This window comes from Novosphingobium sp. AP12 (genome assembly GCF_000281975.1).
Lineage (GTDB): Bacteria > Pseudomonadota > Alphaproteobacteria > Sphingomonadales > Sphingomonadaceae > Novosphingobium.
Window position 1 is genome coordinate 20,762 of sequence record NZ_AKKE01000019.1, and the last position, 25,751, is coordinate 46,512.

General features: G+C 65.0%; 23 protein-coding genes. 10 read left to right on the forward strand and 13 right to left on the reverse strand.

Features of this window, described 5'->3' with window-relative positions; translation table 11 throughout:
- Positions 1-13: 13 nt before the first annotated feature.
- Together PMI02_RS03965 and PMI02_RS03970 are read left to right on the forward strand one after the other, a co-directional pair.
- Positions 14-1,462: an MFS transporter gene (locus tag PMI02_RS03965; RefSeq protein ID WP_007679080.1), complete on the forward strand. Its 1,449-nt coding sequence runs from the start codon at positions 14-16 to the stop codon at positions 1,460-1,462.
- A gap of 33 nt (positions 1,463-1,495) precedes the next feature.
- Complete coding sequence (locus tag PMI02_RS03970) at positions 1,496-2,563, forward strand: LLM class flavin-dependent oxidoreductase (protein WP_007679082.1); 1,068 nt, start codon at positions 1,496-1,498, stop codon at positions 2,561-2,563.
- 103 nt (positions 2,564-2,666) lie between these two features.
- Here the strand turns inward: PMI02_RS03970 and PMI02_RS03975 are convergent, their stop codons facing one another.
- Both PMI02_RS03975 and PMI02_RS03980 read right to left on the reverse strand, forming a co-directional pair.
- Positions 2,667-3,029 carry a hypothetical protein gene (locus tag PMI02_RS03975; protein WP_007679084.1) on the reverse strand — a complete coding sequence of 121 codons (363 nt, stop codon included), beginning with the start codon at positions 3,027-3,029 and terminating at the stop codon, positions 2,667-2,669.
- 5 nt (positions 3,030-3,034) lie between these two features.
- A complete protein-coding gene (locus tag PMI02_RS03980; RefSeq protein ID WP_007679086.1) occupies positions 3,035-4,264 on the reverse strand; it encodes a class I SAM-dependent methyltransferase in 1,230 nt (409 codons plus the stop codon).
- A 198-nt stretch (positions 4,265-4,462) separates the two neighbouring features.
- Between PMI02_RS03980 and PMI02_RS03985 the strand changes: the two genes are divergently transcribed.
- Together PMI02_RS03985 and PMI02_RS03990 are read left to right on the forward strand one after the other, a co-directional pair.
- Positions 4,463-5,488 carry a DUF1838 family protein gene (locus tag PMI02_RS03985; RefSeq protein ID WP_238538980.1) on the forward strand — a complete coding sequence of 342 codons (1,026 nt, stop codon included), beginning with the start codon at positions 4,463-4,465 and terminating at the stop codon, positions 5,486-5,488.
- 177 nt (positions 5,489-5,665) lie between these two features.
- A complete protein-coding gene (locus PMI02_RS03990; protein ID WP_007679090.1) occupies positions 5,666-6,721 on the forward strand; it encodes a Gfo/Idh/MocA family protein in 1,056 nt (351 codons plus the stop codon).
- Positions 6,722-6,821: 100 nt separating this feature from the next.
- Here PMI02_RS03990 and PMI02_RS03995 read toward each other — a convergent pair whose 3' ends face one another.
- The 8 genes from PMI02_RS03995 to PMI02_RS04025 form a co-directional block, all read right to left on the reverse strand.
- Positions 6,822-9,311, reverse strand: coding sequence for a TonB-dependent receptor (locus PMI02_RS03995; protein WP_007679092.1), 2,490 nt, complete (start codon positions 9,309-9,311; stop codon positions 6,822-6,824).
- A 347-nt stretch (positions 9,312-9,658) separates the two neighbouring features.
- The gene (locus PMI02_RS27500) at positions 9,659-10,135 is read right to left on the reverse strand and encodes a hypothetical protein (protein WP_162130144.1); all 477 of its coding nucleotides are present in this window, start codon (positions 10,133-10,135) and stop codon (positions 9,659-9,661) included.
- Positions 10,136-10,258: 123 nt separating this feature from the next.
- The gene (locus PMI02_RS04000; protein WP_007679094.1) at positions 10,259-10,894 is read right to left on the reverse strand and encodes an isochorismatase family protein; all 636 of its coding nucleotides are present in this window, start codon (positions 10,892-10,894) and stop codon (positions 10,259-10,261) included.
- Positions 10,891-11,520: a 3-isopropylmalate dehydratase small subunit gene (gene leuD, locus PMI02_RS04005; RefSeq protein ID WP_007679095.1), complete on the reverse strand. Its 630-nt coding sequence runs from the start codon at positions 11,518-11,520 to the stop codon at positions 10,891-10,893. Before leuD ends, PMI02_RS04000 begins: the two co-directional genes overlap by 4 nt.
- Entirely contained in the window at positions 11,520-12,926 is a 1,407-nt protein-coding gene (leuC, locus tag PMI02_RS04010; RefSeq protein WP_007679099.1) for a 3-isopropylmalate dehydratase large subunit, read from the reverse strand. Before leuC ends, leuD begins: the two co-directional genes overlap by 1 nt.
- Positions 12,927-13,011: 85 nt before the next feature.
- Positions 13,012-14,010 (reverse strand): alpha/beta fold hydrolase, encoded by a 999-nt coding sequence (locus tag PMI02_RS04015; protein ID WP_007679100.1) that lies wholly within the window; start codon positions 14,008-14,010, stop codon positions 13,012-13,014.
- A gap of 87 nt (positions 14,011-14,097) precedes the next feature.
- Positions 14,098-14,955, reverse strand: coding sequence for an alpha/beta fold hydrolase (locus tag PMI02_RS04020; protein ID WP_007679102.1), 858 nt, complete (start codon positions 14,953-14,955; stop codon positions 14,098-14,100).
- Positions 14,956-15,058: 103 nt separating this feature from the next.
- Positions 15,059-15,736 (reverse strand): hypothetical protein, encoded by a 678-nt coding sequence (locus tag PMI02_RS04025; protein ID WP_007679105.1) that lies wholly within the window; start codon positions 15,734-15,736, stop codon positions 15,059-15,061.
- A gap of 169 nt (positions 15,737-15,905) precedes the next feature.
- On the opposite strand from PMI02_RS04025, the gene PMI02_RS04030 reads away from it, so the two are divergent.
- The 6 genes from PMI02_RS04030 to PMI02_RS04055 all read left to right on the forward strand — a co-directional run bounded on the left by PMI02_RS04030 (position 15,906) and on the right by PMI02_RS04055 (position 22,599).
- A complete protein-coding gene (locus PMI02_RS04030; RefSeq protein ID WP_007679107.1) occupies positions 15,906-16,412 on the forward strand; it encodes a VOC family protein in 507 nt (168 codons plus the stop codon).
- A gap of 25 nt (positions 16,413-16,437) precedes the next feature.
- Positions 16,438-17,262, forward strand: a complete 825-nt coding sequence (locus PMI02_RS04035) for an alpha/beta fold hydrolase (protein WP_007679108.1) — start codon at positions 16,438-16,440, stop codon at positions 17,260-17,262.
- Positions 17,263-17,419: 157 nt separating this feature from the next.
- On the forward strand, positions 17,420-18,883 hold the full coding sequence (locus PMI02_RS04040) for an NAD(P)/FAD-dependent oxidoreductase (RefSeq protein WP_157222361.1): 1,464 nt from the start codon (positions 17,420-17,422) through the stop codon (positions 18,881-18,883).
- A 140-nt stretch (positions 18,884-19,023) separates the two neighbouring features.
- A complete protein-coding gene (locus tag PMI02_RS04045) occupies positions 19,024-19,947 on the forward strand; it encodes a hypothetical protein (protein WP_007679112.1) in 924 nt (307 codons plus the stop codon).
- A gap of 1 nt (position 19,948) precedes the next feature.
- Positions 19,949-21,100, forward strand: a complete 1,152-nt coding sequence (locus tag PMI02_RS04050) for an FAD-dependent oxidoreductase (RefSeq protein ID WP_007679114.1) — start codon at positions 19,949-19,951, stop codon at positions 21,098-21,100.
- A complete protein-coding gene (locus PMI02_RS04055) occupies positions 21,097-22,599 on the forward strand; it encodes an aldehyde dehydrogenase (RefSeq protein ID WP_007679116.1) in 1,503 nt (500 codons plus the stop codon). The genes PMI02_RS04050 and PMI02_RS04055 overlap by 4 nt, the downstream gene beginning before the upstream one ends.
- A gap of 79 nt (positions 22,600-22,678) precedes the next feature.
- Here the strand turns inward: PMI02_RS04055 and PMI02_RS04060 are convergent, their stop codons facing one another.
- The 3 genes from PMI02_RS04060 to PMI02_RS04070 form a co-directional block, all read right to left on the reverse strand.
- On the reverse strand, positions 22,679-23,473 hold the full coding sequence (locus PMI02_RS04060; protein WP_007679117.1) for a helix-turn-helix domain-containing protein: 795 nt from the start codon (positions 23,471-23,473) through the stop codon (positions 22,679-22,681).
- Positions 23,474-23,714: 241 nt separating this feature from the next.
- A complete protein-coding gene (locus tag PMI02_RS04065) occupies positions 23,715-24,845 on the reverse strand; it encodes an alcohol dehydrogenase catalytic domain-containing protein (RefSeq protein ID WP_007679119.1) in 1,131 nt (376 codons plus the stop codon).
- 18 nt (positions 24,846-24,863) lie between these two features.
- Entirely contained in the window at positions 24,864-25,736 is an 873-nt protein-coding gene (locus PMI02_RS04070; protein WP_007679121.1) for an oxaloacetate decarboxylase, read from the reverse strand.
- Positions 25,737-25,751 lie beyond the last annotated feature (15 nt).

The following is a 25,751-nucleotide window of genomic DNA, read 5'->3' on the forward strand; positions in this document are numbered from 1 at the left end:
CAGGAGCATAGGCTTGACCAGCAACACTTCCGGCGCGGGAGCAGTCCCGCTCGGCATCGACGCGCCACAAGACCTCGCCGCTCCCGCCGGTTCGAAAACTTGGCGCATCCGCTTCGGCTCGCTGCTCATTCCGCTCGCCCATGCGGCCGGCCAGAATGTCGTCACCGTCCTTGGCCTCCGCTTCATGACCGACAGCCTTGCCATTTCGGCCGGCGCTGCAGGCCTGATCTTCGCGCTGGTCAAAATCTACGACGGCTTCCTGGATCCTGCGATCGGCGCCTGGAGCGACCGCGCGGCGACGCCTTGGGGGCGGCGCCTGCCATTTCTCTTCGCAGGCGGCATCGCGATGCCGCTGGGTATTGCCTTGCTGTTCGGTGCGCCGGATTTCGGGTCGATCCTGCTTGCGCAGGTCTTCGTCACGCTGGCGCTGGCGATCCATGCCAGCGGCTATACCCTGTTGACGATTCCCGGCTTCGCGATGGTGGTGGAAAGCTCGTCCGACCCGCACGAACGCACCCGGCTCATGGCCTGGCGTACGTACGGCAATGCCATCGGTACCCTGATCGGTTCGACGTTGCCAGCCTGGTTGCTCGGGATGACCGGGCCAACGCGCGGAGGGCACCTGCTGCTGGCGGTGATTGTCGGCGTCGTGGTATTCCTCACGACGATGTTGGCGGTACGCCTGCTGCGCGATGCCCCGCGTACCCAGCCGCGAATTGCAGCTGTTGCCGCTCGCCGCAATCCGTTGAGTGCGTTGGGGTACCAGGTGAAGCTGGCATGGAATAACCGGCCGTTCCGTATCCTCGCCATCGCACACGTCTTCCTGCTGTTCGGCACCGCGATCGGTTCGGCCGCCCTCGCTTATTTCACCCGGAGCGTACTGGGGCTGGGCGACGAGGTGCTGGGCACTTATTTCATGATGGCGACCGTCACGATGGTTCTGGGCATGACCGTGTGGGTCTGGCTCTCGGGCCGGATCGGCAAGAAGGTATGCTACATGGCCGCTCTCGCGTTGTTCGGGCTGGTGCAACTGAGCTGGCTCCTGGCCTCGCCTGGCGAAAGCATGGCGCTGGTCAGCCTGCGCGGCCTGGCAAGCGGCTTTGCGGGGGGCGGTATGATCCTGTGCGCCTATGCTCTGCTGTCTGACGCGGTACGTTACGACTACGTACAGAGCGGCGAGCGCCGGGAAGGCGCTTTCGCCGGCTTCACCACGCTGTTCGACAAGCTGTCGTCCGCCGCGGCACTTGCGGCGATGGGCGTGTTTCTTGGGGCCATGGGCTACGCGCCGTCGGGCAGCGGCATGGCCGCGCAGCAGGGCGGGCGGGCGATCATGGCGATCATGCTTTGCGAATCCGCAGTTCCCGCCGTGGCCATGCTCGGAGCCATCGTTGCGCTGTGCTTCTACAAGCTCGACCCCGCGCAGCTCGAGGCGCTTGAGAACAGCCAGGACACCAAGGCCTGAATCTCGGAATCGGATTTCAAGGATCGATTGTAAATGCCCCGTCACCCCATCGAAGTCGTCGGGCTTGTCTCGCCCTATCGCGGTTCGGAAGCTAGCCCGGAGCCCACGCCCTACGATCCCGCCTTTGTGGCCGAATGTGCCCGCGCCTATGAAGCGGCTGGCTACGACCGGGTTCTGATCGGCCAGAACGCCAAGTCCGCCGACAGTCTGGTCACCGCCACTTTTGTCGCCGCGGCGACGCAGCAACTGAAGCTCATGGTGGCCCACCGGCCCGGCTTCATCGCTCCGACCATGGCCGCGCGGGCCTTCGCAACGCTCGATCAGTTCTCCGGAGGGCGGGCCGGCGTGCACGTAATCACTGCCTTCTCCGACATCGAAACGCGCTGTGACGGTGACTACCGCTCTAAGGAGGAACGCTACCATCGCAGCCGTGAATATGTGCAGATACTGCGCCACATGTGGGCGGGCGGGCAGCCCTTCGACCATGAAGGAGACTGGTATCGCTTCGAACAGGCCGGCAGCGAAGTTATCCCGGTGAACGGCAGCGTGCCGGTGTTCTGGGCGGGTACGTCGGAACTCGGCATTCGCTACGGCGCCGAACTGGCGGATGTCTACGCGCTTGGACCCGGAAGCGCGGCGCAAGTCGCTCAACTGGTTGGCAAGGTCAAATCGCAAGCGGCGATCCATGGCCGCGATCCGCGCTTTTCGATGTCGATGCGGCTCGTCGTCGCGGATAGCGACGATGCGGCGTGGGACCGCGCGCGGGGCTTGCTGCGTGCGGTGGAGGCCCGACAAACCAGCCACGGCTCCCTAGGCCGGGATCTGGGGAAGGCAGCGCAGGATGCTGCCGAGCGGGCCGTCGAAGCCGACGATGCCGCGGCTGATCCTTGCCTTTGGACCGGACTGACCCGTGCGACGCAGGGGCGGCTTCAGGTGATGTGTCTGGTGGGCGCGCCCGATACGCTGGTCAGGGCGCTGATGCGCTACCGCGAAGCGGGGATCGACAACTTCCTCGTTACCGGATTCGACTGGCTGGCGGACACGCACCGCATCGGCACCGAGATCAGTCCGGACCTGCGGCGTCTCGCCAACGCGATCTGAGAGTCGTCAATACGCAAAAACGAAAAGCCCCGGCTGGATTTTCCCGCCGGGGCTTTTAGTTATGGTACCCGCGAAATCGGGCGGAGGCAGGAAACTGGCCGGCTTACTGCTGCGCGATATCGGCGATGGTTTCGTTGTAGAGTGCCGCGGTCTGGGCCTGTGCGGCTTCGTCGGCGTCCTTTAGTTGGATGGAGAACAGGCGCTTCAGGAAATCCTGCCGGCGCTGTTCGCGCGCTTCCAAGGCATCCTGGTCGAGCTCGAGCGTCTCGATCCCGGCGGCGAGGTCAAGACCGGAGGCCTTGGCCACGCGTTCGGCGGAATCGAGGCGGTCGCGCAGGACGCACATCTCGTTGGCGAGCACCATGATCATCGACATCGCGGCGTCCAGGCCGGGCGTGTCGTAGAATTCCGGGCGCTTGCCCTTGGCATGGCGGATGACGTGGGGGCGTTCTTCGGTCATGGTCATGTCATTCACGCTGCGAGCGCCTTTTCTTCGGGCTTGTGGGCAATGAGCACTTCCCATCCGCCGCCGGGGGCGAATTCCCCCGCGGTGAAGTCACGCTCGGCGACGTGCTCGGAGGCTTCCTGGCTGTAACCGGCAGCAGCGGCGGCAAATTCCATCACCGCCATCGGTGCGGTATCGAAGCGCACTTCGGCACGGTCGAACCCGGCCTTTTCGGCCAGCGCAACTTGGTCCATGTCGCGCATGGCGCCCCAAAACGGCTCGTTGTTGTACCAGGTCTCGTTGTCCAGGATGAACTGGGTGAAGGGGTCCATCAGGTCGAACGGGGGAAGGTCTGCGTGGACCATCATGCCGCCGGGCGCGAGAACGCGGAACGCTTCCTGGAAAATCTTGGGCATGGCCTTGCCGCTGGTCTCGTGCAGCAGAATGTGGCTGACGACGAGGTCAAAATGGCCGTCCGGGAACGAGGTGTCCTCGGCGTTCATCTGCGCGAAATTGACTTCCTGACCCATCGCCGCGGCCCGGGCATGGGCATAGCGCACCACCGGTCCGCCCACGTCGATGCCCCAGACCTCCGCCTCGGGGAACAGCTCCTTGTAGGGCAAGGTCGAGTGGCCGACGGTGCAGCCCATGTCGAGGATGCGGCGGGGCTTGAAGTCGGGCTTGTTGCGCTTGAGGTAGTTCACCACCGAGCGGCCCATGTCGTCGTTGTCGGGGCCGGTATAGCCCATCGAATAAAGGTAGACACCCCGATCGTAGAGCGCGCCGACCGAGATGTCGTCTGCGCAGACTTCCGAGCAATAGCCACCGGGCATGCAGTGGATGTCGAGGGCGGTGACGTAGCGCGGCGGTTCGAAGCCTTCCGGGATCAGCAGCTTTGCGGGTGTCGAAGCAGAGAGTTCCTTCGCTTTTTCAATCAGTTCTGGAAGCTGGCGATCGACCGACACGTTCACCGATTCCCACAGCAGTTCCTGCGCGATGCGGTTCGCGGCGGCGTAATGCTGGAAGTAGAGGTCCTCGACCATGCCGGCGCGGATATCGCGGCGATCGGCGGGAGCGCGGCCATGGGCCTTCGCGAACTTGCGCGAAACGCGTGTCTGGTAGACGGGCGTCAGGCCGGGAAGCAGGTCAGACTGAATGAATCCTTTGAAGCTCTTGGCGAATTCCTGCCGAGATGCCTCATCTGCCGTGATCTGCGGCAAGGCCGGGTGGGCAGATTGCTGGAACGTGTTGAGCATGGTTGCGACTCCGCTTGATCCTGTGCGCGCGGTCTATTGTGAGGCGACGCGGGTGCCATGACTGCGCCTGCGCCGCCGCCTATCCGCTTGGCGAACACAGTACCCTATCGCGATGTCTCGGCCATTCGAAAGCGCAAAAAACCGATTAACCGGGTCTGCCGGGCATTTGAAATCAACGGGGGTCATCGAATGGACGACATGAAGTTCTCGCGCCGCGAAAGCCTCGGGCTTGCAGGGCTCGCGGCCGGTATGGCCGCCGCGCCTTCGCTGGCCCGGGCTGCGGCTGCGCCCAGCAAGGCGACCCCGGCTTTCAAGACCAGGATCGACTTCAAGGACCCCGAATGGAACCGCGATGTCTACACTCGTATCGATGCCGATATCGATCCCACCAAGGAGAAGTGCGGCTGGCTGAAAGGCAAGGCCTACGGCGTGCGTCCGAACGAGCCGGTCCGTCAGCTATTCGGCGTCGAAGGCTTCAGCTTCGTGCGGACAAAGCGCCTGGAAGATGGCTCCTACCGCCGGATGCTGCGCGAGATCGTGTTCTACCGCGACCTGGAGACCGGCGAAATACTCAGGAACTGGCACAATCCTTATACCGACGAGACGGTGAAGGTTGTGCCGATCGCCAATGATCCGTTCAACTTCACCATCAGCCAGTGGGCGCCCGAGCCCCCGTCCTACGGCGGGCTAAATACCGACAAGCCGCCGCGCAAGCCCTTCCTGCAGGACTGGGAGGAAGGTCCCGATGGCACCCTGATCCTTCGGACCGACATCGACATGCAGTATCCCAACGCGCTCGATCCGGCGAAGTGGGTGCGCGAATCCTCCGGCACGATGAACCGCGTGTCCGAGCACTTCATCTACACGGTGCAGCGCAAGGACGTCGAAAATCCGCGGCTTACCCATATTCCGCACATCGGCGCCTGGAGCCGCATCACTCCGTGGCTGCCCTGGATGCTGATGGGCCAGGCGGAGGGTCATGTGAACTACTTCACCCATTTCCAGACCATCGAGGAGGGCGAAAAGGGCCTTCCCGCCGATCTCGTGGCAGCAGCGCGGGCGATGGACGAGAAGTGGCTCCACGCCCCGACGGAGGATTACGGACCGTCGCTGTCGAGCCTGGAGAATTACGCCCGAGAACAGCAGCCCGCGCCGGTTCCGGCGGGCTGGACACCGCCCAAGCCGCCGCCGGCGCCCAAGGCGCTGGTGCGCAAGCCCGAATAAAGGCGTGTCCCGAAGCGCACCTTGGCGTGCGCTGAACGGCACCTACGATACCGAGCGGCCGGCAGGAGTGACCTGCTGGCCGTTTCTATCCGGCCACCGGTCAGACGCATCCGGTGCGTGCCTCGGAAACCGTTCCGGGGCACTCTCCATCCGTACTGAAGCCGGATGGAAGTGTGCATGCCTGAACTGACGACCTTGCCCTCGAGCCTCCTCCCCATTGGCATCGCCGTGATCGGCTGCGGCCGGATTTCCGGCGCGCACCTCGCTGCGGTTGCCGCGTTGCCGAAGCAGGTTCGTCTTGTCGCTGCCGTCGATGCCGACCTTGCCGCTGCGCGGGTCGCCGCCAAGCCGCTGGGGGCGCTTGCGCTTTCATCGCTGGAGGAAGCGCTGGCATTGCCTGAGGTCGAAGCGGTGCTGATCGCCACGCCCAATGCCCTCCATGCCCAGCAGTGCCTGGCGGCGCTTCGGGCAGGGCGCCACGTCCTTGTCGAGAAACCGGTGGCGGAGACTGGCGAGCAGGCCGCGGGGCTCGCCCGCGAGGCTGAGGCGCGCGGGCTGGTGCTCGCAGCCGGGCATACCTTCCGCCACAACGCGGCCGTTCGCCATATCGTCGACAACCGGGAGCGCTTCGGACGCCTGCGGTCGCTGGAGGTGTCTTCCTGCGTAAAGTGGGACGGGCCGCAGGCGCCGTGGTGGGCCGAGCGCAAACCGGAGGAGGGATTGATCCTCTCGCTCTTCGCCCCGCACGCGCTCGACTTCGTCCAGCTTGTGATGGGTGACGACGATCCCGTCCGCGTCCATGCCGAGGCCGCGCGGCACCAGCCGGGCTGGCAGGGCGAGGACGAGGCGATGATCCTCATGGCCTATCCCGGTCGCCGTATGGCGAGCGTGCATATCTCCTACAACCAGCCCTCCGTTCTCGACCGCAAGGTTCTCCATTTCGACAAGGGCGTGCTCGAGATCGAGCATGGCGAAATCCTGAGCTGGAACGGCGAAGTACTGATCACACCTCCCGAAGGCGTTCTGGTCGATCCGCGCGCGATGGGCGGGCGGACGCTCGGGCACTATTTCAGCGACCAGCTCGCCGAGTTCGTGCGGGCGGTGCACGGGCAGCCGCATCGCTGCCCGACCGGACACGACGCTGCCCGCCTGATCGCACTGATCGACCGGGTCAAGGCCTCCGCCCGGACCAACTCGGCGGCCGACGCGATAGACCCGCCGCCACCGGCCTGAATTACTTTTCGGAAGCCCGCGAAATCCGCACCGGATTGAAAAAGGGGCCGGATGCTTGCGCACCCGGCCCCTTTTCCTCTTTTTCGTACTCAGTAAGTGATCAGAACTTGATCCGGGCCTGGATGCCTGCGGTGCGCAGGTCAGGAAGGCCGAGCACCAGCGACGAGAACCGCGAGGTGTAGGCGAAGTTCGGTGTGAACGTGAAGTTGTCCGAGGCCGTCAGCGGCGTCTTGTTGTTGAAGATGTTGTTCACGAAGGCCTCGAGCGTGATGTTGCCGTGCGTAAGGCCGGCGCGCGCGTTGAACGTGTGCAAGTCGGGAGTCTTCGCGATGTTGGCCTCGTTGGTCCAGACGCCGGACTTGAAGTTCCAGTCACCACGCAGGAACCAGCGACCGTCATCCCAGCCGGCGATCTCGGTGCCGACAGTCACGCCGACATTGGCCGAGTACTTCGAGGTGTTCTTCATCTCCTTGCCGGAGAAGTCGTAGATGCCGGAGAGCGCGCTGACGGTGGTGCTGGCGAATTCCTTGATCTCGGAGTCGTTGAGCGCACCGGCGGCGTCGATCGTCACGAAGTCGGTCGGGCGCCAAGACAGTTCGCCCTCGATGCCGTAGAGATCGGTCTTGCCCGAGTTCGAGGCTGCGTTGACGAAGCTGAACCCGGTCGGCTGGATCGCGTCGGGAGCGACGATCAACACGGCGGTAATCTGGTCGGACCACTGGGCGTAGTAGGCAGCCAGGCTGTAGCGCAGGGTTGAACCGATCCGGCCCTTGAGACCGATTTCGTAGTTGGTGATCTTCTCCGGATCGATGGCCAGCTGGCCGCCGGCATCCAGCGAAGCCTGTTGCACCGAGGCGCTGTTTGAGAGGATGTTGGTGTTGAACTGAGCTGGATTCACGCCCTTGGCCCAGGATGCATAAACCATCGTATCCGGGTTGATCTGCCAGTTCACGATCACGCGCGGCGTGAAGTTCTTGTATTTGGCACTGGCGAGCAGCGTACCGCCTTCGTAGAAGCCAGCCGGGATGTAAGCGCTGGACGGCACGTTGAGGCCGGTCGGACGTGCGAAGGATTCCAGCTGGTCGATCTGGTAACGGCCTTCGACGCTCGCGGAGATGGTGTCGGTGACGTCGTAGGTCAGGCCGAAGAACAGACCGGTGGTCTTGTTCCGGCTGAGGCCGCCGGGCGAAAGACTGGCTGCCGTCAGCGCACCACTGCCGCCGCCGAGGCCCTGGAGCTGGTCGGCGCTGAGGTAGCTGGCGCCGGCGACACCGCGGAATGCACCGTTGGTGTAGGCCAGTCGTCCTTCGACCGAGAAGTCCTCGATCTTGCGTTCGATCAGGTAGGGGAAGTCGAAGTAGCCCTGTCCGTAAGCGGCGCCGGTCAGAGCGCGGCCGTCGTAGCCGTCGAGGTCGATGAACGTGGTCCAGACTTCGCGGTTGTAGCCCGCCAGCACAGAAGCGGTGAGCTGGTCGTTCACGTCCCAATCCATCGTGGCGTGGGCATGGCGGGTCTTGCGCAGCAGGCCGTAGCCGCTGACGCCGTCTTCTGGCGCCACGACGCGGTTGGTGCCGATCGCCAGGAACTGCCGGATGAAATCGGTGTTCGTGACGTTTGCGGTGACCGGGTTGGCCATCGTCGGGATGGTGCCGCAGAAGTAGGGGTTCTGGACCGGAGTACCGAGAGGATTGCCCGTCGCCGGGTTGAGCACGCCGCGGGTGTCGCCGGTAAGCGTGCAGTTGGACTGGCCCTGGACCACCAGGTTGCCCGCAGCGTCCTTGACGTCATACGCGAACAGTCGGCCCTGTGCGGCAGGTCCGTCCTTGTCCTCGCCCAGCATGCCGAACAGCTTGATGGTGACGTCGGGCGAAGGGGTGATCGCGACCAGCACGGAGCCGGAGGTCGACGACTGGTCGCCCAGTGTCGAACCGTCGTAGTTTTTCCATGAGCCACTCTTGGAGTACTTTTCGCCGCTGACGCGGAACGAAAGCAGGTCCTCGATGATCGGCCCCTCGACCGAACCGCGCAGGCGCCAGTTGTCGCGGGTGCCGAGCATGCCGAGCAAGTCGCCGCCCCATTCGTTGTCCGGCACCTTGTTCACGACGTTGATGGCGCCGGCGAAGGTATTGCGGCCGAAGTAGGCGCTCTGGGGGCCCTTGATGATTTCGATGCGCTCAGGCGCGCTGATCGCGCTGAGCTGCGACGGCGACGAGACCGCCACGCCGTCGATGAACATCGAGGTGGTGGTCGCCAGCGTGGTCGAAGGCGTCATGCCGCGCAGGATGACCTGCTGGAAAGAACGGTCGGCGTGGCCCGAAGAGCTGTTGTTGACGTTGAGGCCCGGGGTCGACGCGGCGATGTCTGTGACCGAGACGAGCCCCTTCGCATCGAGCACTTCCGCGGTGATCGCGGTAACGGTCACGGGGACTTTAAGGATGTCCTCACCGGTCTTGCGTGCAGTGACGATGATGTCGCCGCCGGTGCCCTCGGTAGCCTGTGCCATCGCCGGTGTGGACCAGGCCATGCCGGTCGCCAGGGCGATGGAGGAAAGCGTGGATGCGAGACGGATCGTTCGAGAATTACCAGTCATGTTTTCCCTCAATGCTGATCGAAGGACGCACCGTGTGCGCCGCCCTAAATTGAGTCCCTGCTGCGTGAACATTTTTATGATCGCTAAGGAGAGTGCTTGAGCACTTTTTCCAGATGCGACGTTTGTTTTTATGAATTATGTATTTGCATTATTATCTATTCTCGGAATGGCGCCTTCACATTCCGGATCGTCGCAATGCCCGCTAAAAAGTATTTGTCCCTTGGTTGCCGATTGCGGCCTTATCGGGCGGTGTGCCGTTTTTCTGTCAGTGATAGATTTACTTGTGTCTCGTCAGAATGACGCCGAATCTGATGCGTGTTCGCCTGTCGGATGCACGTCGGTGCCGGTCAGCGTCCCTCCAAGGCGTCAAGCGCCGTGCCCATGATGCAGCTGACTCCGTCGGGGCGAAGGTAGAGCAGGGCGTCGGCTACCTCTCGGGGACTACTCAGCCTGCGCCTGGGAACCGTGCGGAACGCGCTGTAATCAAGGCCTTGCTGTTTCATGGCGGCAGCACCGTGACGGCAAGTTCGGTATCGATGGGCGTGCGCGACGGTGCTGAAGGTGACGCCGCTGTCGGCCATGCGATCACAAGGTCGCGCACGAAGCCGATCACGCCCGCTTTGGCAGTAGAGTGGGGAGGCTCGCATGTGCAGCGCGTTCCGGACCGTGCCGTTGCGCGTTCCCAGGACAGGCACCCGATTCGTCCATGAACGCGCGCCAAGGCGGAAGACGTCGATGTCGGTGAGGACCGGTCGTGAGCCTGCCTGGGCAAAGCGGACCGCGCAGGCTTGCTCGATGCAGAGAACGCCGCCGGTGAGTGCCATGCGGCAGGTAATGCGGGCAGGGCGGGTGGATCGGCAATGGGCCGTTTCAGGCCTGCCGCAATTCCAGGGGCGCCCTTGGGGCGCCGGCCGGGCAGTCCTTTGACCGCCCGGCGGCGAGTGAGCTCAGGCCTTCAGGCCCTCGAGGAACGCCACGACTTCGGCCTCGCCTACGACGTCGGCGTACTTGGCGTTCATGTCGAAGAGGTTTGCCTCGTGGGGAGCGTCATGGCGGTCGCCGCAGGCTTCGGCGACGACCGCGGTGCGGAAACCGTGGCTCATGGCATCGACGCAGCTTGCCCGCACGCAGCCCGAAGTGGTGAGCCCGGTCAGGATCACGCTGTCGATCCCCGATGCCGTAAGGGTGGAGGCGAGCGAGGTGCCGAAGAAGGCGCTGGGGTACTGCTTGGAGACGACGAGTTCATCGTCAAACGGCTCCAGGCCGGGCCCGAAGGCACCCATCGGGCTGCCTTTCAGAAAGTTCTTCAGCGGCATCGCCTTCTCGTAGAAGCGGCCGCCGTCGATGCCGGACGGGTGGTAGACGACATTGGTCAGGACCACCGGAACGCCCGCGGCGCGCGCCGCGGCGCGAACGCGCAGCGCCGATTCCAGCGCCTCGTCCACCTCGGAATAAAGCGCATTGCCCGGCTCGAAATAGGCCTGGCAGAAGTCGATCAGGATCAGCGCGGGGCGCGATCCAAAGCCGACCCTGTTGTCATAGGCTTTCTTGTAGTTGGCCAGCAGGTCTTCTTCGCTGCTCATGTGTCCTGTTCCTTTTGGTAAAGCCACGGCTGCGCTTTGCGCTGGCGCTGTTCGAATGCGTCGATGTCCGCGCCGAACTGGTTGACGATCTGGTCGGTTTCGTCCCAGCCCTTCAGCATCGCCATGCGGCGTTCGGGCGGGATTTCGAAACGGCGCGGGGGTTGGCCCTCGACGCGCAGTTCCAGCGCCTCGAGGTCAGCAGTGAATACCGCGCCGCTCTCTGCCGCATCCATCAGCACCGCAATGTCCTCCTTCGGCAGGAGGATCGGCACGATACCGTTGCGCAGACAGTTCGAATAGAAAATCTCGCCGAAACTGGACGAGACGACCGCGCGCGTGCCGCGACCCAGCAACGCCCATACCGCCTGCTCCCGGCTCGACCCCGAACCGAAGTTGGCGCCCGCGACGAGCACAGGTGCCTCGCGGAACTGTTCCGAATTGAGCACGAACCCCTGCACCTCGTTTCCGTCCGCATCGAAGCGGCGGTCGTGGAAGGCATATTCGCCAAGGTCCGCGCGTGCGGTGATCAGGAGGAAGCGTGCCGGGAAGATGATGTCGGTGTCGATGTTCTCCTCGCGCATGGCTGCGGCGGATCCGGTGACGGTGACGAACGGCTGGTTGGGCATCAGGCAAAGTCCCTCACGTCGGCGAGATGGCCGGAGACGGCGGCGGCAGCAGCCATGGCCGGGCTCATGATGTGGGTACGGCCGCCGGGCCCCTGGCGTCCCTCGAAATTGCGGTTGGAGGTGCTTGCGCAGCGCTCGCCGGGCGCGAGGCGGTCCTCGTTCATGGCAACGCACATTGAGCAACCCGCGAAGCGCCATTCGAATCCGGCATCGCGGAAGACCCGGTCCAATCCCTCGGCTTCCGCCAGAGCGCGGGTGGCGGCAGAGCCGGGCACGACGATGGCACGCACTCCCGCGGCCACCTTGCGTCCCTCGGCAACGCGGGCGGCGGCGCGCAAGTCCTCGATCCGGCCATTGGTGCAGGAGCCGATGAAGACATGGTCGATGGCGACGCTGGACAGCGGTTGGCCCGCCTGCAGTCCCATGTAGGCCAGCGCCTTCTCGGTCTCGCGCCGCTCGGAGGGATCGGCAATCAGGGCAGGAGAGGGCACAAGCGCGCCGATCGGCAGTGTCTGGTCGGGGCTGGTACCCCAACTGACTTGCGGCTCGATTCCAGCGAGGTCGATGATGACGACCTCGTCGTAGGCCGCGCCGGGATCGCTGGCGAGGGTCCGCCAGTAGGCAGTCGCCGCTTCCCACTGCGCGCCCCGGGGCGCGAGCCGGCGGCCTTTCAGGTAAGCGAAAGTCACCTCGTCCGGTGCGACGAGCCCCATGCGGCTGCCCGCCTCGATGGTCATGTTGCACAGGGTCATGCGTTCGGACATGGCCATGCCGGCAATGGCGTTACCGACATATTCCACCGCATGCCCCACCGCGCCGTGCGCGCCGATCTTTGCGATCAGGGCCAGGGCGATGTCCTTGGCGTCGATCAGCGGATGACGTCTACCCACAAGTTCGACCTTCATTCTGCGCGCCTTGCTCTGCGGCAGGGCCTGTACGGCCATCACGGTGCCCTGCTCGCTGGCTCCGATCCCGAAGGCGAGCGCGCCGAAAGCGCCGTGGGTGGTGGTGTGGCTGTCGCCGCAGACGATCGTGGTGCCGGGTAGGGTAAAGCCAGTCTCCGGGCCGATTACGTGGACGATGCCCTGTTCCGGTCCCGTAAGGTCCGCATAGGGTACGCCGAATTCGGCCACGTTGCCTTCCAACTCGGCAACCTGGGCTCGGGCCTGCGGGTCGGGGATTTCGCCGCCCCGTGTCCGCGTGGGCACGGCGTGATCGGCCACGCCCAGGTGCGTTTCCGGGCGGCGCAGTTTGCGCCCGCTTTCCCGCATGGCGACGAAGGCCTGAGGGCTGGAAACCTCATGGACGATGTGGCGGTCGATATAGAGCAGGCTGTCGCCGCCGGGCAGTTCGGCGACGACGTGGCTGTCCCACAGCTTTTCATAGAGCGTACGCGGTGCGGTCATGAAGCTGACCTAGACCGGAATGCCGCCGCAACGAGAGTGGTCGCCGGCAATCTCCGACCAGCGGGCAATTGCGGCGCCGTTTCGGTTACTTTGGAAGCTCGGGCGTTCCTGCCTCGACATAGGCGGCGATGAGCTGGGCAAAGCGGTCCGGTACTTCCAGCGGCGGGTAATGGCCCACGTCCGGCATCACCACCTTGGAAATCTGCGCGTGCGAGAGATAGCGCGTGATCGCCGTCACCGCCGGTTCCGGCAGTAGCGGATCGGCGCCCCCCCATATCAGGAAAGTCGGCTTGTCTACCTTGGCCATCTCGATAGAGGCCTGCTTGCCGTCGCCGATGCGGGCGATCAGCGCGATCTGGTTCTTCTCGGGGACGCGGCGGTAGAAGTCGTAGTATTCCTTGCGCGTCTGCGCAGAAATCCGGGCCGCGTCGCCTGCGAAGTAGCTGAGGAACTGATCCCAGAAATCCTGGTCGCGGAAGCCCGTCTCCTTCGCGCGCGCCTGCGCATCGAGGAACGCCTTGGGCATGACCAGATGGCTTGTGTCCACCGGATCGGATGGGGTGTTGGACAGGATCAGGCGCTCCACCATGTCGGGACGGCGGGCGGCAAGATACATGCCCATGGTGCCTCCGCTCGATACGCCGACGACCGTCGCTTTCGTCACGCCCAACTTGTCCAGCAAGGCGATGGGAACGTCGGTGGGAACGAGCGCCTTTGCGGCCGCGTCGGTTGGGCCGTCGGACAGGCCGTAGCTGGGCAGGTCGAAGCGGATCACGCGGTAGCGGGTCTTCAGCACCTGCGTGATGCGGTCCCAGGTGCGCAGGCTGCTTTCCGACCCGTGGATCATCAGCAGCACCGGCGCGCCGCGCGGGCCTTCGTCCTTGTAGTGGATGCGCAGGCCGCCCACGGTGAGGAACTGGCTCTGCTTGTCGCTATAGAGCCTGCGCAGTTCCGTGACGGTCAGCCAGGGATGGTCCTGCGCCGTGGAAGAGGCAGGCGCGCCTTGCGCGAAGGCAGGCTGGATCGCGGCCGCAACAAGCGCGATGGCGAGAGCGGCGGGGCTGAAGCTACGCAATGGCGACACGTCTTTTCCATCCTTGAACCAGTGTGCTCCCCGGAGGGGCAGGTGCGGAAGCACGAAGGTAGCTTTGCGATCCGCAGGGCCCGACGATCAGGCCGGACTGTCCGCCTGGAGACCAGTTCGGGCCGAATGCAGGAACCCAGCGACGGTGTCGGCCCAAGCTTCCGGCTGCTCGTCCACAATGTCCACGCCGCTGCCTTCGAGCGCGGCGTAGGCGAAATCCGGGCGCAGCGCATGGGCGGCAGGCGCATGATCGTGAATCACGTCGCCGGTGTTGGTGAGGATCATGGCAGGCTGGGTCACCAGCGGCAGGCGTGCCGCCTGGTCGTAGGTGAAGGCCGCGTGATGGCCCCACCAGTATGCGCCCCGGCCGGCGAGTGCCTGTACCGCATAGTCGGTGAGGCGCTCGGGCGGGATGGCGCCCTTGGCCATCCAGTCGCGGACCTTGAAGATATGGGCGATGTGGCGCGCCTCGGGTTCGGCGCGGAAGGCCTTCTCGCTCTGGTGCAGGCCCTCCATGAATTCGCGCAGGCCCGCCTCGTCCACCAGTAGTGGGCCATTGATGACCAGCGCGCTCACGCGCGCGGGGAACAGCACCGCCGCCTCGGTGGCTGCGAGCGCGCCGGTATGGTGGCCGAGGACCGCGGCCTTCTCCAGCCCCAGCGCATCGAGCACCGCCGGCACGACCTGCGCGTAGTCGGCGATGGTGGGCGTGCCCGGCGTCACATCGGAGCCGCCGAAGCCGGGCATATCGATGCCGATGGCCCGGAAACCGCGCCGGGCCAGCGGTTCGTAGACATAGTCGAACTGCGATGAGGTCATCGGTGCCTGGTGCAGCAGCAGCAGAGGTGCGCCGTCACCGAGGCTCTGGAAGTGCACCTGCCCGAAAGGACCATCGGCATAACCGCGCCGGGTCACGGGTTTCGGGGGCAACTGGGTCGAATTCATGCGGCTTCACCTCGTGCGGCGTGGGTGTCCGTGCCGATAGTGCCTGCCGTGGCCGGAGCAGCGGACGGACCGGCGGCGAATATCCGCCTGCCGGAGATCGCGTTCAGGTATTTCCCGATATTTCGGTGAGTTCGTAGCGCGCGCCGACCATGTCCCAGGTCATCTGCACGAAAGTGGCCCGCGGCCCGTGTACCCACAAGTCGGCGGGCGGCCAGTCCTCATGCCAGCGCAGGGCATGGCGGTCCGCGTCGAACGTGCCGGCGGGCACTGTCACGTGCTCGCGGCCGAGCCAGGCGGCGTCGATTGCGACCGGCATGGCGTAAAGGCCCTGGTCGCCGTTCGGCGAAATCGAATTGGTCACGCCACGCACCGGCACGAACTCGCCGCGCCGACTGGTCCCGCGTAGAGGCGCCATCAGCGCGTCTCCGACAAGGGGGTGGAGCCCGAGGTAGGCGGCCGGTTCTTCCAACGGCAGGCTCTGCGATATCCGCCCCAGGTCTGCCATGCGCGCCTCGCAGTGCAATCCCGCGTCATCCGAGAGGAACAGGGCCGTGCCCTTGACCGCCCCGCCGGTCGTGACCCGGCAGAAGGCATCCACCGGACGCGAGAAGGCGTCGAGGAAATAGGTCACGTCGCGGGTGAGGGCAGCGTCGTCCATTTCGCAGAAGGCGCGAAGGCTGCTGGCGCCGGTCTGCGGATGATCGATCCGTTCGAACCATTCGCGCCCGGTTTCCACGCCGTCCCTGAGGTAGGAAATGTGCCCCCGAACATGATTGGCCATAAGCGAGGATCCCGGTTGCCTTGCGCTTGCTCTGTAGGCGAACACCCGTGCACCGCAAGGCTAGAGGAAGGAGCATATCCACCTGTCGGGGACCTGCGTGAAGCCGGCTGCAAGGCTGCCTCGCCTCGCGTCTGCTCGTTTTTCGACACCCCAGCGGAGCCCGACAACCATGCAGGATCATCCTAGTTCCGCCTTGATACGCGCCACGCTGTTCGTGCGCGATCTCGACCGTGCGGTCCGTTTCTATCGAGCCATCGGGTTGACCGAAACCTATTTCGAGGGGGCTCTGAACCATCCGTCGGCCATGGCGATCCTAGGTTTCGGGGACCCCAGGCCGTTCCGCATATGCATCGTCAAGCGACCCGGGCCGAACTACGGCATGATCGGACTGTTCCAGCTCGCGGAAGGCACACCCGCCGAGGAAGTCCCGGTCGCGACAGGACCGGCGCGGATCGGCGAGGTCGCCCTGGTTTTCTACGTCACCAGCATGGAGGCGACGCTTGCAGAATTGCGCACGCTGGGCGCAACCTGGGCACCCGAGCCGATGCTGTTCACGATGGAGCACCGCGCCCAGCTCGAAGTCTGCATCCGCGACTGCGACGGCGTCTTCATCAATCTCGTGGAGACCGACCCCGCCGAGCAGAACCGCACAGCACCGGAGCTGTCCTATTCCTGATGCGCAAAAACCGGGAGATTTTGCAATGAGTGCCATCAAGCGTGGCTATGCCGACAGTCGCTACGGGCAGCTTCATTATCGGATCGCACAGGGTGCCGCCGGTGGGGACGGGCTTCCGCTCCTCTGCCTCCACCAGACCCCCAGCAACGGTAGGGATTGGGTGCCGGTGATGGGGCCGCTGTCGAACGGCCGGACCGTGATCGCCGTCGACACCCCGGGGTACGGCATGAGCGACGCCCCGCCCGAGCCAGTGCGGATCGAAGACTTCGCGCAAGTGATGGCCGCCTTGATGGCCGATCTCGCAGTGCAGGGCCTCGTCACGCCGGGGCCGTTCGACGTCCTGGGATTCCACACCGGCTCGTTGATCGCGACCGAGCTTGCTCGCAGCCTGCCGCAGCGGGTGCGCCGTGTCGCGGTCTTCGGCGTGGCGGCTTATCCGGCCGAGGTGCGCGAGGCCAAGCTGGCAAGCCTGCTAGGCGCTTTCCCCCCGCCGGGCGAGGACCTGTCCCACGTCGAAAAGCTTTGGTCGATCATCGGCGAACTCAGCGACCCGCACATTCCCTATGAGGAGCGGCACATCAACATGGCCGAGTGTCTGCGCCTCGGTGCGCGGATGCCCTGGGGCTACATCTCGGTATTTCGCTATGACTTTCTCGGCGCCATGGCGCAGGTCGAGCAGCCGGTCCTCGTATTAAATCCCGAGGACGACCTCTGGGAGGTCACGCTGGAGACGGCGCACCATTATCGTAACGGCCGCAGGATCGATCTGCGCGGCGTCAAGCACGGCGTGCTGCGGCTGGAGCGGGACCGCGTGGTGGCCGAGATCGAAGACTTCCTCGGCTCGGCATGAGAAGCGCGGCGATTGATCCGGTTATCCGACTGATGGGCATCCATGTGGCTCCGCTCCGGCCTGCGGTGCTGCGCGATATCCCTGCAGCGGGGTATTGATGCCGCGCGATTCCTGCGCGTTTCGGCCCGGAGCGTATGAGGAGCAAGCACGGATGGTGATGGACAGGCGCAGATTCGCATTCGGTGCACTGGCACTCGGCGTGGGCGCTCTGGCCTCGGGACTGCCGCAGCCCGCCGCTGCGAAGGCGGCCAGCGGCAAGTCTGCCTCCGCCGCCCGTTCCGGCGAGCCCGACGTGCTGGTCCTCGGCGCCGGCATCTCCGGCCTGCAGGCGGCGTGGCTGCTGGAGGACCAGGGCCTGAAGGTCACCGTCATCGAGGGCCGTGACCGCGTCGGAGGGCGGATCATGACCCTCCTCGACCAGCCGGGCTATCCCGAGATGGGCTTCAATTCGATGGGCGAGGGCTATGGTCGGGGCCTCGACATCGCGGCGCGCGCGGGCGTCGAGATGCAGGAAGTGGGTGCGCGCTATCGCATCGGCCCGCCGAGCCTGCTTTACATCGGCGATACGCCGCTCACGCGCGAGGAATGGGCGAAGTTTCCCGGCAATCCCTTCCCCGATGCGCTCAAATCGGTGCTTCCGGGTGAACTGGTGCCGATGCTGGTCGCGCAGAAGACCCGGCTGGCGGACTGGAATTCGTGGCACGATCCGGTCAATGCAAAGCTCGACATCTCGCTTCACGAGTTCCTACGCCAACAGGGGCTGTCGGATCAGGCGATCCACCTCGCTTACGATATCGCGCCCTATTACGGCATGAACGCCTACGACGTCTCGGCGCTGCTCAGCGAGTACAACGACGGCTTCGTCAAGGCGCAGATCGCGGCAGGGCCGAATTCCTTCGCGGTCAAGGGCGGCAACCTGCTGATGCCGATGGCGCTGGCCAAGCAGATGAAAGGCGACCTTCTACTGGGACGCGAGATCGTGGCGATCCGGCAGGACGGCGGCAGGGTAACCGTCCACTGCGCGGATGGCGCGACGTTCTCGGCACCCAAGGTGATCTGCTCGCTGCCGTTCTCGGCGCTGCGCAATGTTGCCATCGAGCCCGGCCTGTCCGGCATCCAGGCGCAGGCGGTCGCACAGCTCGGCTATCAGCCGATCTCGATGGTCTTCGTCACGGCGGAGACGCCGTTCTGGGAACAGGACGGCCTATCGCCCGGCATGTGGACCGACGGCGTGCTGGGCAACGTCATCCCCCAGCGTTACGGCGACGACCCGCAGCAGGTCACCGGCTTCATCGTCCAGGCCCGTGCCAACCTTGCCAACTACTGGGACCGCATGGGCGCCGATGCGGCCAAGGCGATGGTCGTTGCGCGGATCGAGGCGTTGAGGCCCGCCGCGAAGGGCAAGCTCGCCGCGCATTCGTACTTCAGCTGGTCCCAGGAAAAGTTCAACCTCGGTGACTTTTCCTACATTGCGCCGGGGCAGGTCTCGTGGATGGACGAGATGGCGAAGCCTGCGGGCAACTTGTTCTTCTGCGGCGAGCATACCGCCACAGGCGCGCGCGGACTCGAAGGCGCGCTGGAATCGTCCGAGCGCGTGGCCCTTGAAGTCCTCGGCATGTGAATGCCATGAAGCGCCGTCCCCGGTTTCACCGAACCCGACCAGCGATTGATCGCAAGGCGGAGATTCGCGGCGCGGGGGTGGGGAAGGATGCCTGGACTATGGTTCGGGTCCTATAACAAGTCGCAAGCGAGAATTGTCCCATGGAATACGATTACGTTCCCCTTCCGCAGCGCCAGCCCCTCAAGTGGCCGAACGGCGCGAGGGTCGCCCTGATCCTGACGTTCAACCTGGAAACCTGGGATCTCACCAAGGATACCGACAAGCCCTATTACGCGGGCGGTCCGGCGATCCTGCCCGACGTGCTGCCCGGCAACACGCCCGACTTCCCGAACTTCACCTGGCGCGAATATGGCCAGCGCGTGGGCATCTGGCGCCTGTTCGACCTGTTCGACGAATTGGGCGTTCCGGCCAGCTGCACGACCAATGCCGTGACTTTCGAGCGCCGCAAGGCGATGACCGACGCCGTGCTTGAGCGCGGCTGGGAGCTGCTGACCCATAACTGGGAGCAGGGCGAACTGCTCACCAACTTCGCCCACCACCCCGAGAAAGAGCGGGACATCGTGCTGCGCAGCCTCGAGCAGTTCGAGAAGTACACCGGGCGCAAGTCCAAGGGCTGGCTGTCGTCCAGCCTGCGCGGCACGATGCAGACCGCCGACATTCTCGCCGAGCAGGGCTGCACGTTCTACTGCGACATCATGAACGACGACCAGCCGTTCCTGCTGCGCACGCCCCACGGCCCGATCGTCTCCGTCCCGTACTCGAACGAGATCAACGATTTCACCTTCATCACCCGCAAGAACTTCACCACCGACCAGTTCCGCGACGCGCTGATCGAGGAACTCGACGTGCTCTATGCCGAGGGTGCGAAGACCGGGCGGATCATGAACGTGGGCCTGCACCCGCATGTCTCGGGCCGCGCCCACCGCGTGCGCGCGCTGCGTGAATTCATCGAGCACGCCAAGTCGCTGCCGGACGTCTGGTGGGCCACGCGCGAGGAGATCGCCGAGTGGTATCTACAGAACCACGAGAGCCACATTCCCGGCCAGCTCGAAGCGAAGAGCTGACATGGCGCGTCCCGAGACCATCGTCGTGGTGGGTGGCGGCATTGCGGGAATGACCGCGGCCGCCGCGCTGGCGCAAGAAGGCTTCAAGGTCACGCTGCTCGAAAGCGCGCGTCAATTCGGCGAGATCGGGGCGGGCGTCACGCTCTCCCCGAACGCCATGAAGGGCCTCGACTTTATCGGTATCTGCGAGGAGGCGGCGAGCGCGGGCGTCGAGCCCAGCCGGCAGCGCATCCAGCACTGGCACGATGGCCGCACCATCGTCGCGAAGGACCGCTCCGACCAGCGCGACAAGTACGGTGCGCCTTACGTCACCATTCACCGCGCCGACCTGCACGAAGTGCTGCTCGGCGCCGCGCGACGCGCGGGCGTCGACCTGCGCACCAGCGCGGGGGTGGTTTCCAGTGAGGGCAACACGGTGACGCTGGTGGACGGCTCCACGGTCACGGGTGACCTCATCGTCGGTGCGGACGGCGTCAAGTCGGTCATCCGCGAGCGCTTCGAGACCACGCCGCCGCACTTCACCGGCCACGTCGCCTGGCGCTGCCTGGTGCCGGTGACGGCGGAATTGCAGGAGCTTTCGGACTTTCCCGGCATCATCATCGGCCCCGGCGCGATGATCACGCGCTACAATATCCGCGGTTCGACGGCGATGAACCTTGTGTTCTTCTCGCGCCAGGACGGTTGGAACGAGGAGGGCTGGACCACGCCGGTCGATCCCGAGGAAGTCCGCAAGGTCTACGAAGGCTGGTGCGAGGATGCGCAGAAGCTCATCGCGGCGGCCTGCGAGCAGCCGATGTACAAGTGGGCGATCAATGCGCGCACCGCGCTGCCCGGCTGGATCATCGACGACAACGTGACGCTGATCGGCGATGCGGCCCATGCCATGACGCCGTTCCTCGGCCACGGCGCCGCCTGCGGGATCGAGGATGGCGTCGTCCTTGCCCGCGCGCTGGCAGCGTCGGAGACGATTGGCGAGGGTCTGAGGCGCTATGAAGCCGCTCGCCATGAACGCGCGACTTTCATCCAGGCCGAAAGCAACGCCAACGCCGACCGAATGCAGGGCCAGAATACGGACTTCTTCGGCCTCGAGGGCACCAAGGACGAGGAATCTCTCGGCCTGTTCAACTACGATTGCAGGACGGTGCCGGTATGAATGCGCTGCGCTTCGACGGCCATGCCATCGCGCCCGAGATCGAGGCGTTCCTCGGTGCCACCCATAAGCTGCTGATCGGCGGCGAATGGGTGGAGGGCAGCGGCGAACTGGTCAGCCGCGACCCGGCGACCGGCCTGGAACTCACCCGCGTCCAGACCGGCGGCGCGGCCGAGATCGACCGCGCGGTTGCCGCTGCGCGCCGCGCCTTTGAAGGGTCGTGGGGCCGCATGACGGTGGCCGAACGCACGGCGCTGATGCACCGGCTGGCACGTATCATGGAGCAGAACGCCGCGCTGCTCACCCAGCTCGACATTCTCGACAACGGCATGCCCAGCTTCATCGCCGGACTGACCACGTCGAACTGCGTCGAGATGGTCGATTACTATGCCGGCGCGATCATGCGGATCGAGGGTACCACCACCGCGCCCCCGCGCCACATCGCCGCCGAAACCGAGGCCCTGACGTATACCTTGCGCGAGCCGGTGGGCGTGGTCGGCCAGATCGTGCCGTGGAACGTGCCGCTCTCCACCGCGATCCTCAAGCTCGCGCCGGCGCTGGCGGCGGGCTGCACGGTGATCGTCAAACCGTCGGAAGAGACGCCGCTTTCGGTCCTCGCACTGGGGCAGATGGTGCTCGACGCGGGCTTCCCGGCCGGCGTGGTCAACATCGTCAACGGGCTCGGCGCCGATGCCGGGGCCGCCATCGCGGCGCATCCGGGGATCGACAAAGTCTCTTTCACTGGCTCGACGGCGACCGGGCGCAGGATCGTCTCGGCAGCGCTGGGCAATCTCAAGAAAGTCAGCCTGGAACTGGGCGGCAAGAGCCCGGTCATGATCATGCCCGACGCCGACCTCGCGCTGGCAGTGCCGGGCGTGGCGATGGCCACGTTCTTCCTCCAGGGTCAGAATTGCATGGCCGGGACGCGCGTCTTCGCCCATGCCGAGGTGCACGACGAACTGGTGGCCGGGCTCAAGGCTTTCGCGGAATCGATGACGCTCGGTCACGGGCTCGATCCCGCGACCATGCAGGGCCCGATGATCTCGGATGCCCATACCGCCAAAGTCATGGGCTTTATCGAGGGCGCCGAAGCAGCCGGCGCGAACCTGGTGACGGGGGGCGAGAAGTTGGACCGTCCCGGCAACTTCGTGCGGCCGACGATATACACCGATTGCCGCCCCGACATGGCGCTGGTGAAGGAGGAGATCTTCGGCCCGGTCATGGCGGTCATGAAGGTCGAGACCACCGATCTCGACGAACTGGCGGCACTGGCGAACGACACGCCTTACGGGCTCTCGGGCTCGGTCTGGACGAAGGACATCTCGACTGCGCATCGGCTGGTGAGGCGCATCCGCTCGGGCCATGTTTCGATCAACTGCCACGGCGCGGTGGGGACCAACATCCCCTTCGGCGGCTATGGCCAATCGGGTTGGGGACGCGAGTTCGGCAAGGAAGGGCTGGACGGGTATCTAGAGACCAAGGCCGTGACGGCGCGGCTTTGAACCGGCGAAAAAGCGCCGCAAGGCGCTTCGTTCGCATCGGAGAGATATCGGGAGGTCCTCCGGACCTCCCTTTTTCTTGTCAGGCGTGGCCCATCGGCACGGGGTTCGACAGGTCGTGGCTGATCGCCGCGGCCGTGCCCTTGAGATCGTCGAGGTACAATTCGAGCGCCTGCGAAAGGCGCATGGCGGCCACGAAGAACACCATGGTCATGGCCGCTTCGAAGTGTCCGTTGCGGAAGATCGGCACGGAGATCGACGAAGTCTTGCCCGGCGTCAGGTTGAAGTGGTTGCGTCCCTGGACGGCGTAACCCTCTGCGCGGATGCGGTCGACATCGAGGCTGACTTCGGCGGTGGCGAGATAGTTGAGATCGATGTCCTGCGACACGCGCATGAAGCGCAGGATCATCTCGCGCTCCTCGTCGGGGGCATAAGCCATCGATACCTTCCCGGAGGCGCTGTCGAGGATGGGCAGCGTGAAGCCGGGGTAATAGCGTTCGAACGTGAGCGACGAATTCGAATGGGTCGAATCGCGCACCATCATTTCGCGGCCCACGCGGATCGCGATGGAGATCGGCCAGCCAACGCGCTTGGTCATGCCTACGATGTGCGGGCGAGCCAGGCGGACGAGTTCGTCATCTTGCTGGAAACCGGTGGCCAGCGCCTGTACCATCGCGGTGGCGCGGTAGCGCTTCCGCGCCGGCTCCTGCTCGATCAAGCCTTCGTAAAGCAGGGTTTGGACGATACGACACGCGGTCGGATAAGGTACTTCGGAAGCCTTGGCGATTTCCATCATGGAGAGCGAGCCGTGGCGGTTGATGGCCTTGAGCGCGGCTATCGACCGCGTGATAGACCGAATTGGAACCCCTTTTTCCATTAGCAGACCCCGTCCGTTTTCGTGTTATCGGAAGAGTGACAAGGGAATGACGTCTGCTCGGAATAATCAAGGCGTTATCCGCCTGCCGGATATTTTTCCCGCTAGGCGGAACAAAATCACAGCCATAGTTGTCACTAGGCGCCCTTTTTTTTGATTTTCAGGACATTAGTGAAATTCGGTTGCGCACCCGTACCGTCCAGAGCGGGCTCACCGATCAGCGAAACGCGAATCGGCGAGAGGCTCACCAGCCAGGTACGAGAACCTGTCGAACGGCGTCTCCCGACGCGAGTTTGTCCATGGCCTCGTTGATCTCCTCCAGCGGGCCTACCGAGGTCAGCAGCTTCTCGACGGGCAGGCGACCGGCGCGCCAGAGCTTGATGTAACGCGGAATGTCGCGGGCGGGGATCGAGGAGCCCATGTAACTTCCCATCAGCGTTTTACCCTCCGCCACCAATGACAGAGCGTTGATCGACAGATCCTCGGACGGATTGGGCAGGCCGACCGTAACGATACGCCCGCCGCGCCGGGCCGAGCGATAGGCGTCGGCGAGCACGGCGGCCTTGCCAACGGTCTCGACCACCACGTCGCTGCCCATCGCGGCGTCGTCCTCGCCGGGCGCCGAAGCGCTCGCCGCGCCGAGTTCCAGCGCCAGGGCGCGCTTTGCAGGGGAGGGATCCACGGCATGGACCGGCTGCGCGCCCGCCGCCAGCGCCCCGAGCAGCGCCGAAAGGCCAACGCCGCCGAGGCCGATGACGGTCACGCTCTCGCCTGGCTGAACCTTAGCGGTGTTCATCACCGCGCCTACGCCGGTGAGCACCGCACATCCGAACAGGGCGGCGGTCTCGGGCGGAATGTCGGAGTCGATCTTCACCAGTGAGCGTCGGTCCACCACCGCCTGGGTGGCGAAGGCCGAGACGCCGAGGTGGTGATGCACCGGCTCCTGGCCATGGTCCCCGGCGCACGAGAGGCGTCTGCCTCCCCGCATCAGTTCGCCCTTGCCGTTGGCGGCGGCGCCGTTCGCGCAGAGGTAACCTTCGCCCGAAAGGCACTGCACGCACTGACCGCAACTGGGCAAGAAGACCAGCACCACGCGATCGCCCACGGCGAGGCCGGGTTCGTCCGGGTCGCCGAGTTCTAGCACGGTACCTGCGGCTTCGTGCCCCAGCGCCATCGGCATCGGCCGCGGCCGGTCGCCATTGATGACCGAAAGGTCGGAATGGCAGATGCCCGCAGCATCGATCCGCACCAGAACTTCGCCGGGCAGCGGATCGTCGAGATCGAGCTGGCGGATCGCCAGCGGTTCGCTCTCGGCATAAGGCTTGGGGTGGTCGCCCGAGCGGGACAGGACGGCGGCGGCGATCCGGCGCTTCATGGGATTACGTTCCTCGCTCTACTTGACCGGAGCGGGAGCCGGCGCCCACTTCTTTTCGAAGTCCCAGACATCCTCGAAGCCGATCAGCGAGCAGAACTCGTTGAAGTCGAAGATGCCCTCGGGTTCGCCGACGCCGTTGTCCTTCAGGTTGCGCAGCGCCTTCTCCATCGCGGTGCAGGCGACGAGGCTGGTGAGCGAGGGGTAGATGGCATAGGCATAGCCGATCTCCTCCAGCACCGAGGCATTGGGCACCGGCGACTTGCCGCCGTTCGACATGTTGGCCATGCACGGCTTGTCGAGCTCGGCGCAGGCGCGGCGCATTTCTTCTTCCGAAGTCAGTGCCTCGGGGAAGAGCACGTCGGCCCCGGCCTTGGAATAGGCTTCCAGGCGGCGCAGCATGCCGTCCATGCCCTCGCTGGCGCGGGCGTCGCTACGAGCGATGACGACGAGGTTCTCGTCGGTTCGGGCATCGATCGCGACCTTGATCTTCTCGACCATGTCTTCCAGCGGGATCAGCCGCTTGAAGGGTGTGTGGCCGCACTTCTTGGGAAATTCCTGATCCTCGAGCTGGATAGCGGTGACGCCCGAGGCCTCGTAACCCTTTACGGTGTGGTGCACGTTGAGAAGGCCGCCGTAGCCGGTGTCGGCGTCGGCTATGACTGCCGCATTGGAGGTGCGCACGAGCGTCTCCATGCGATTGCGCATCTCGGTGTAGGTCGCGATGCCGGCGTCGGGCAGGCCCCAGGCGGAGGCGGTGAGCCAATAGCCGGTGCCGTAGACGAGATCGAAGCCGACCTTGTTGGCGATCACCGCAGCGATCATGTCCTGTATGCCGGGAACGATGAAGAACTTGCCGCTCTCCAGCTTCTGGCGGAAAATCGGGTTGGCCATCTGGGTTCTCTCCTG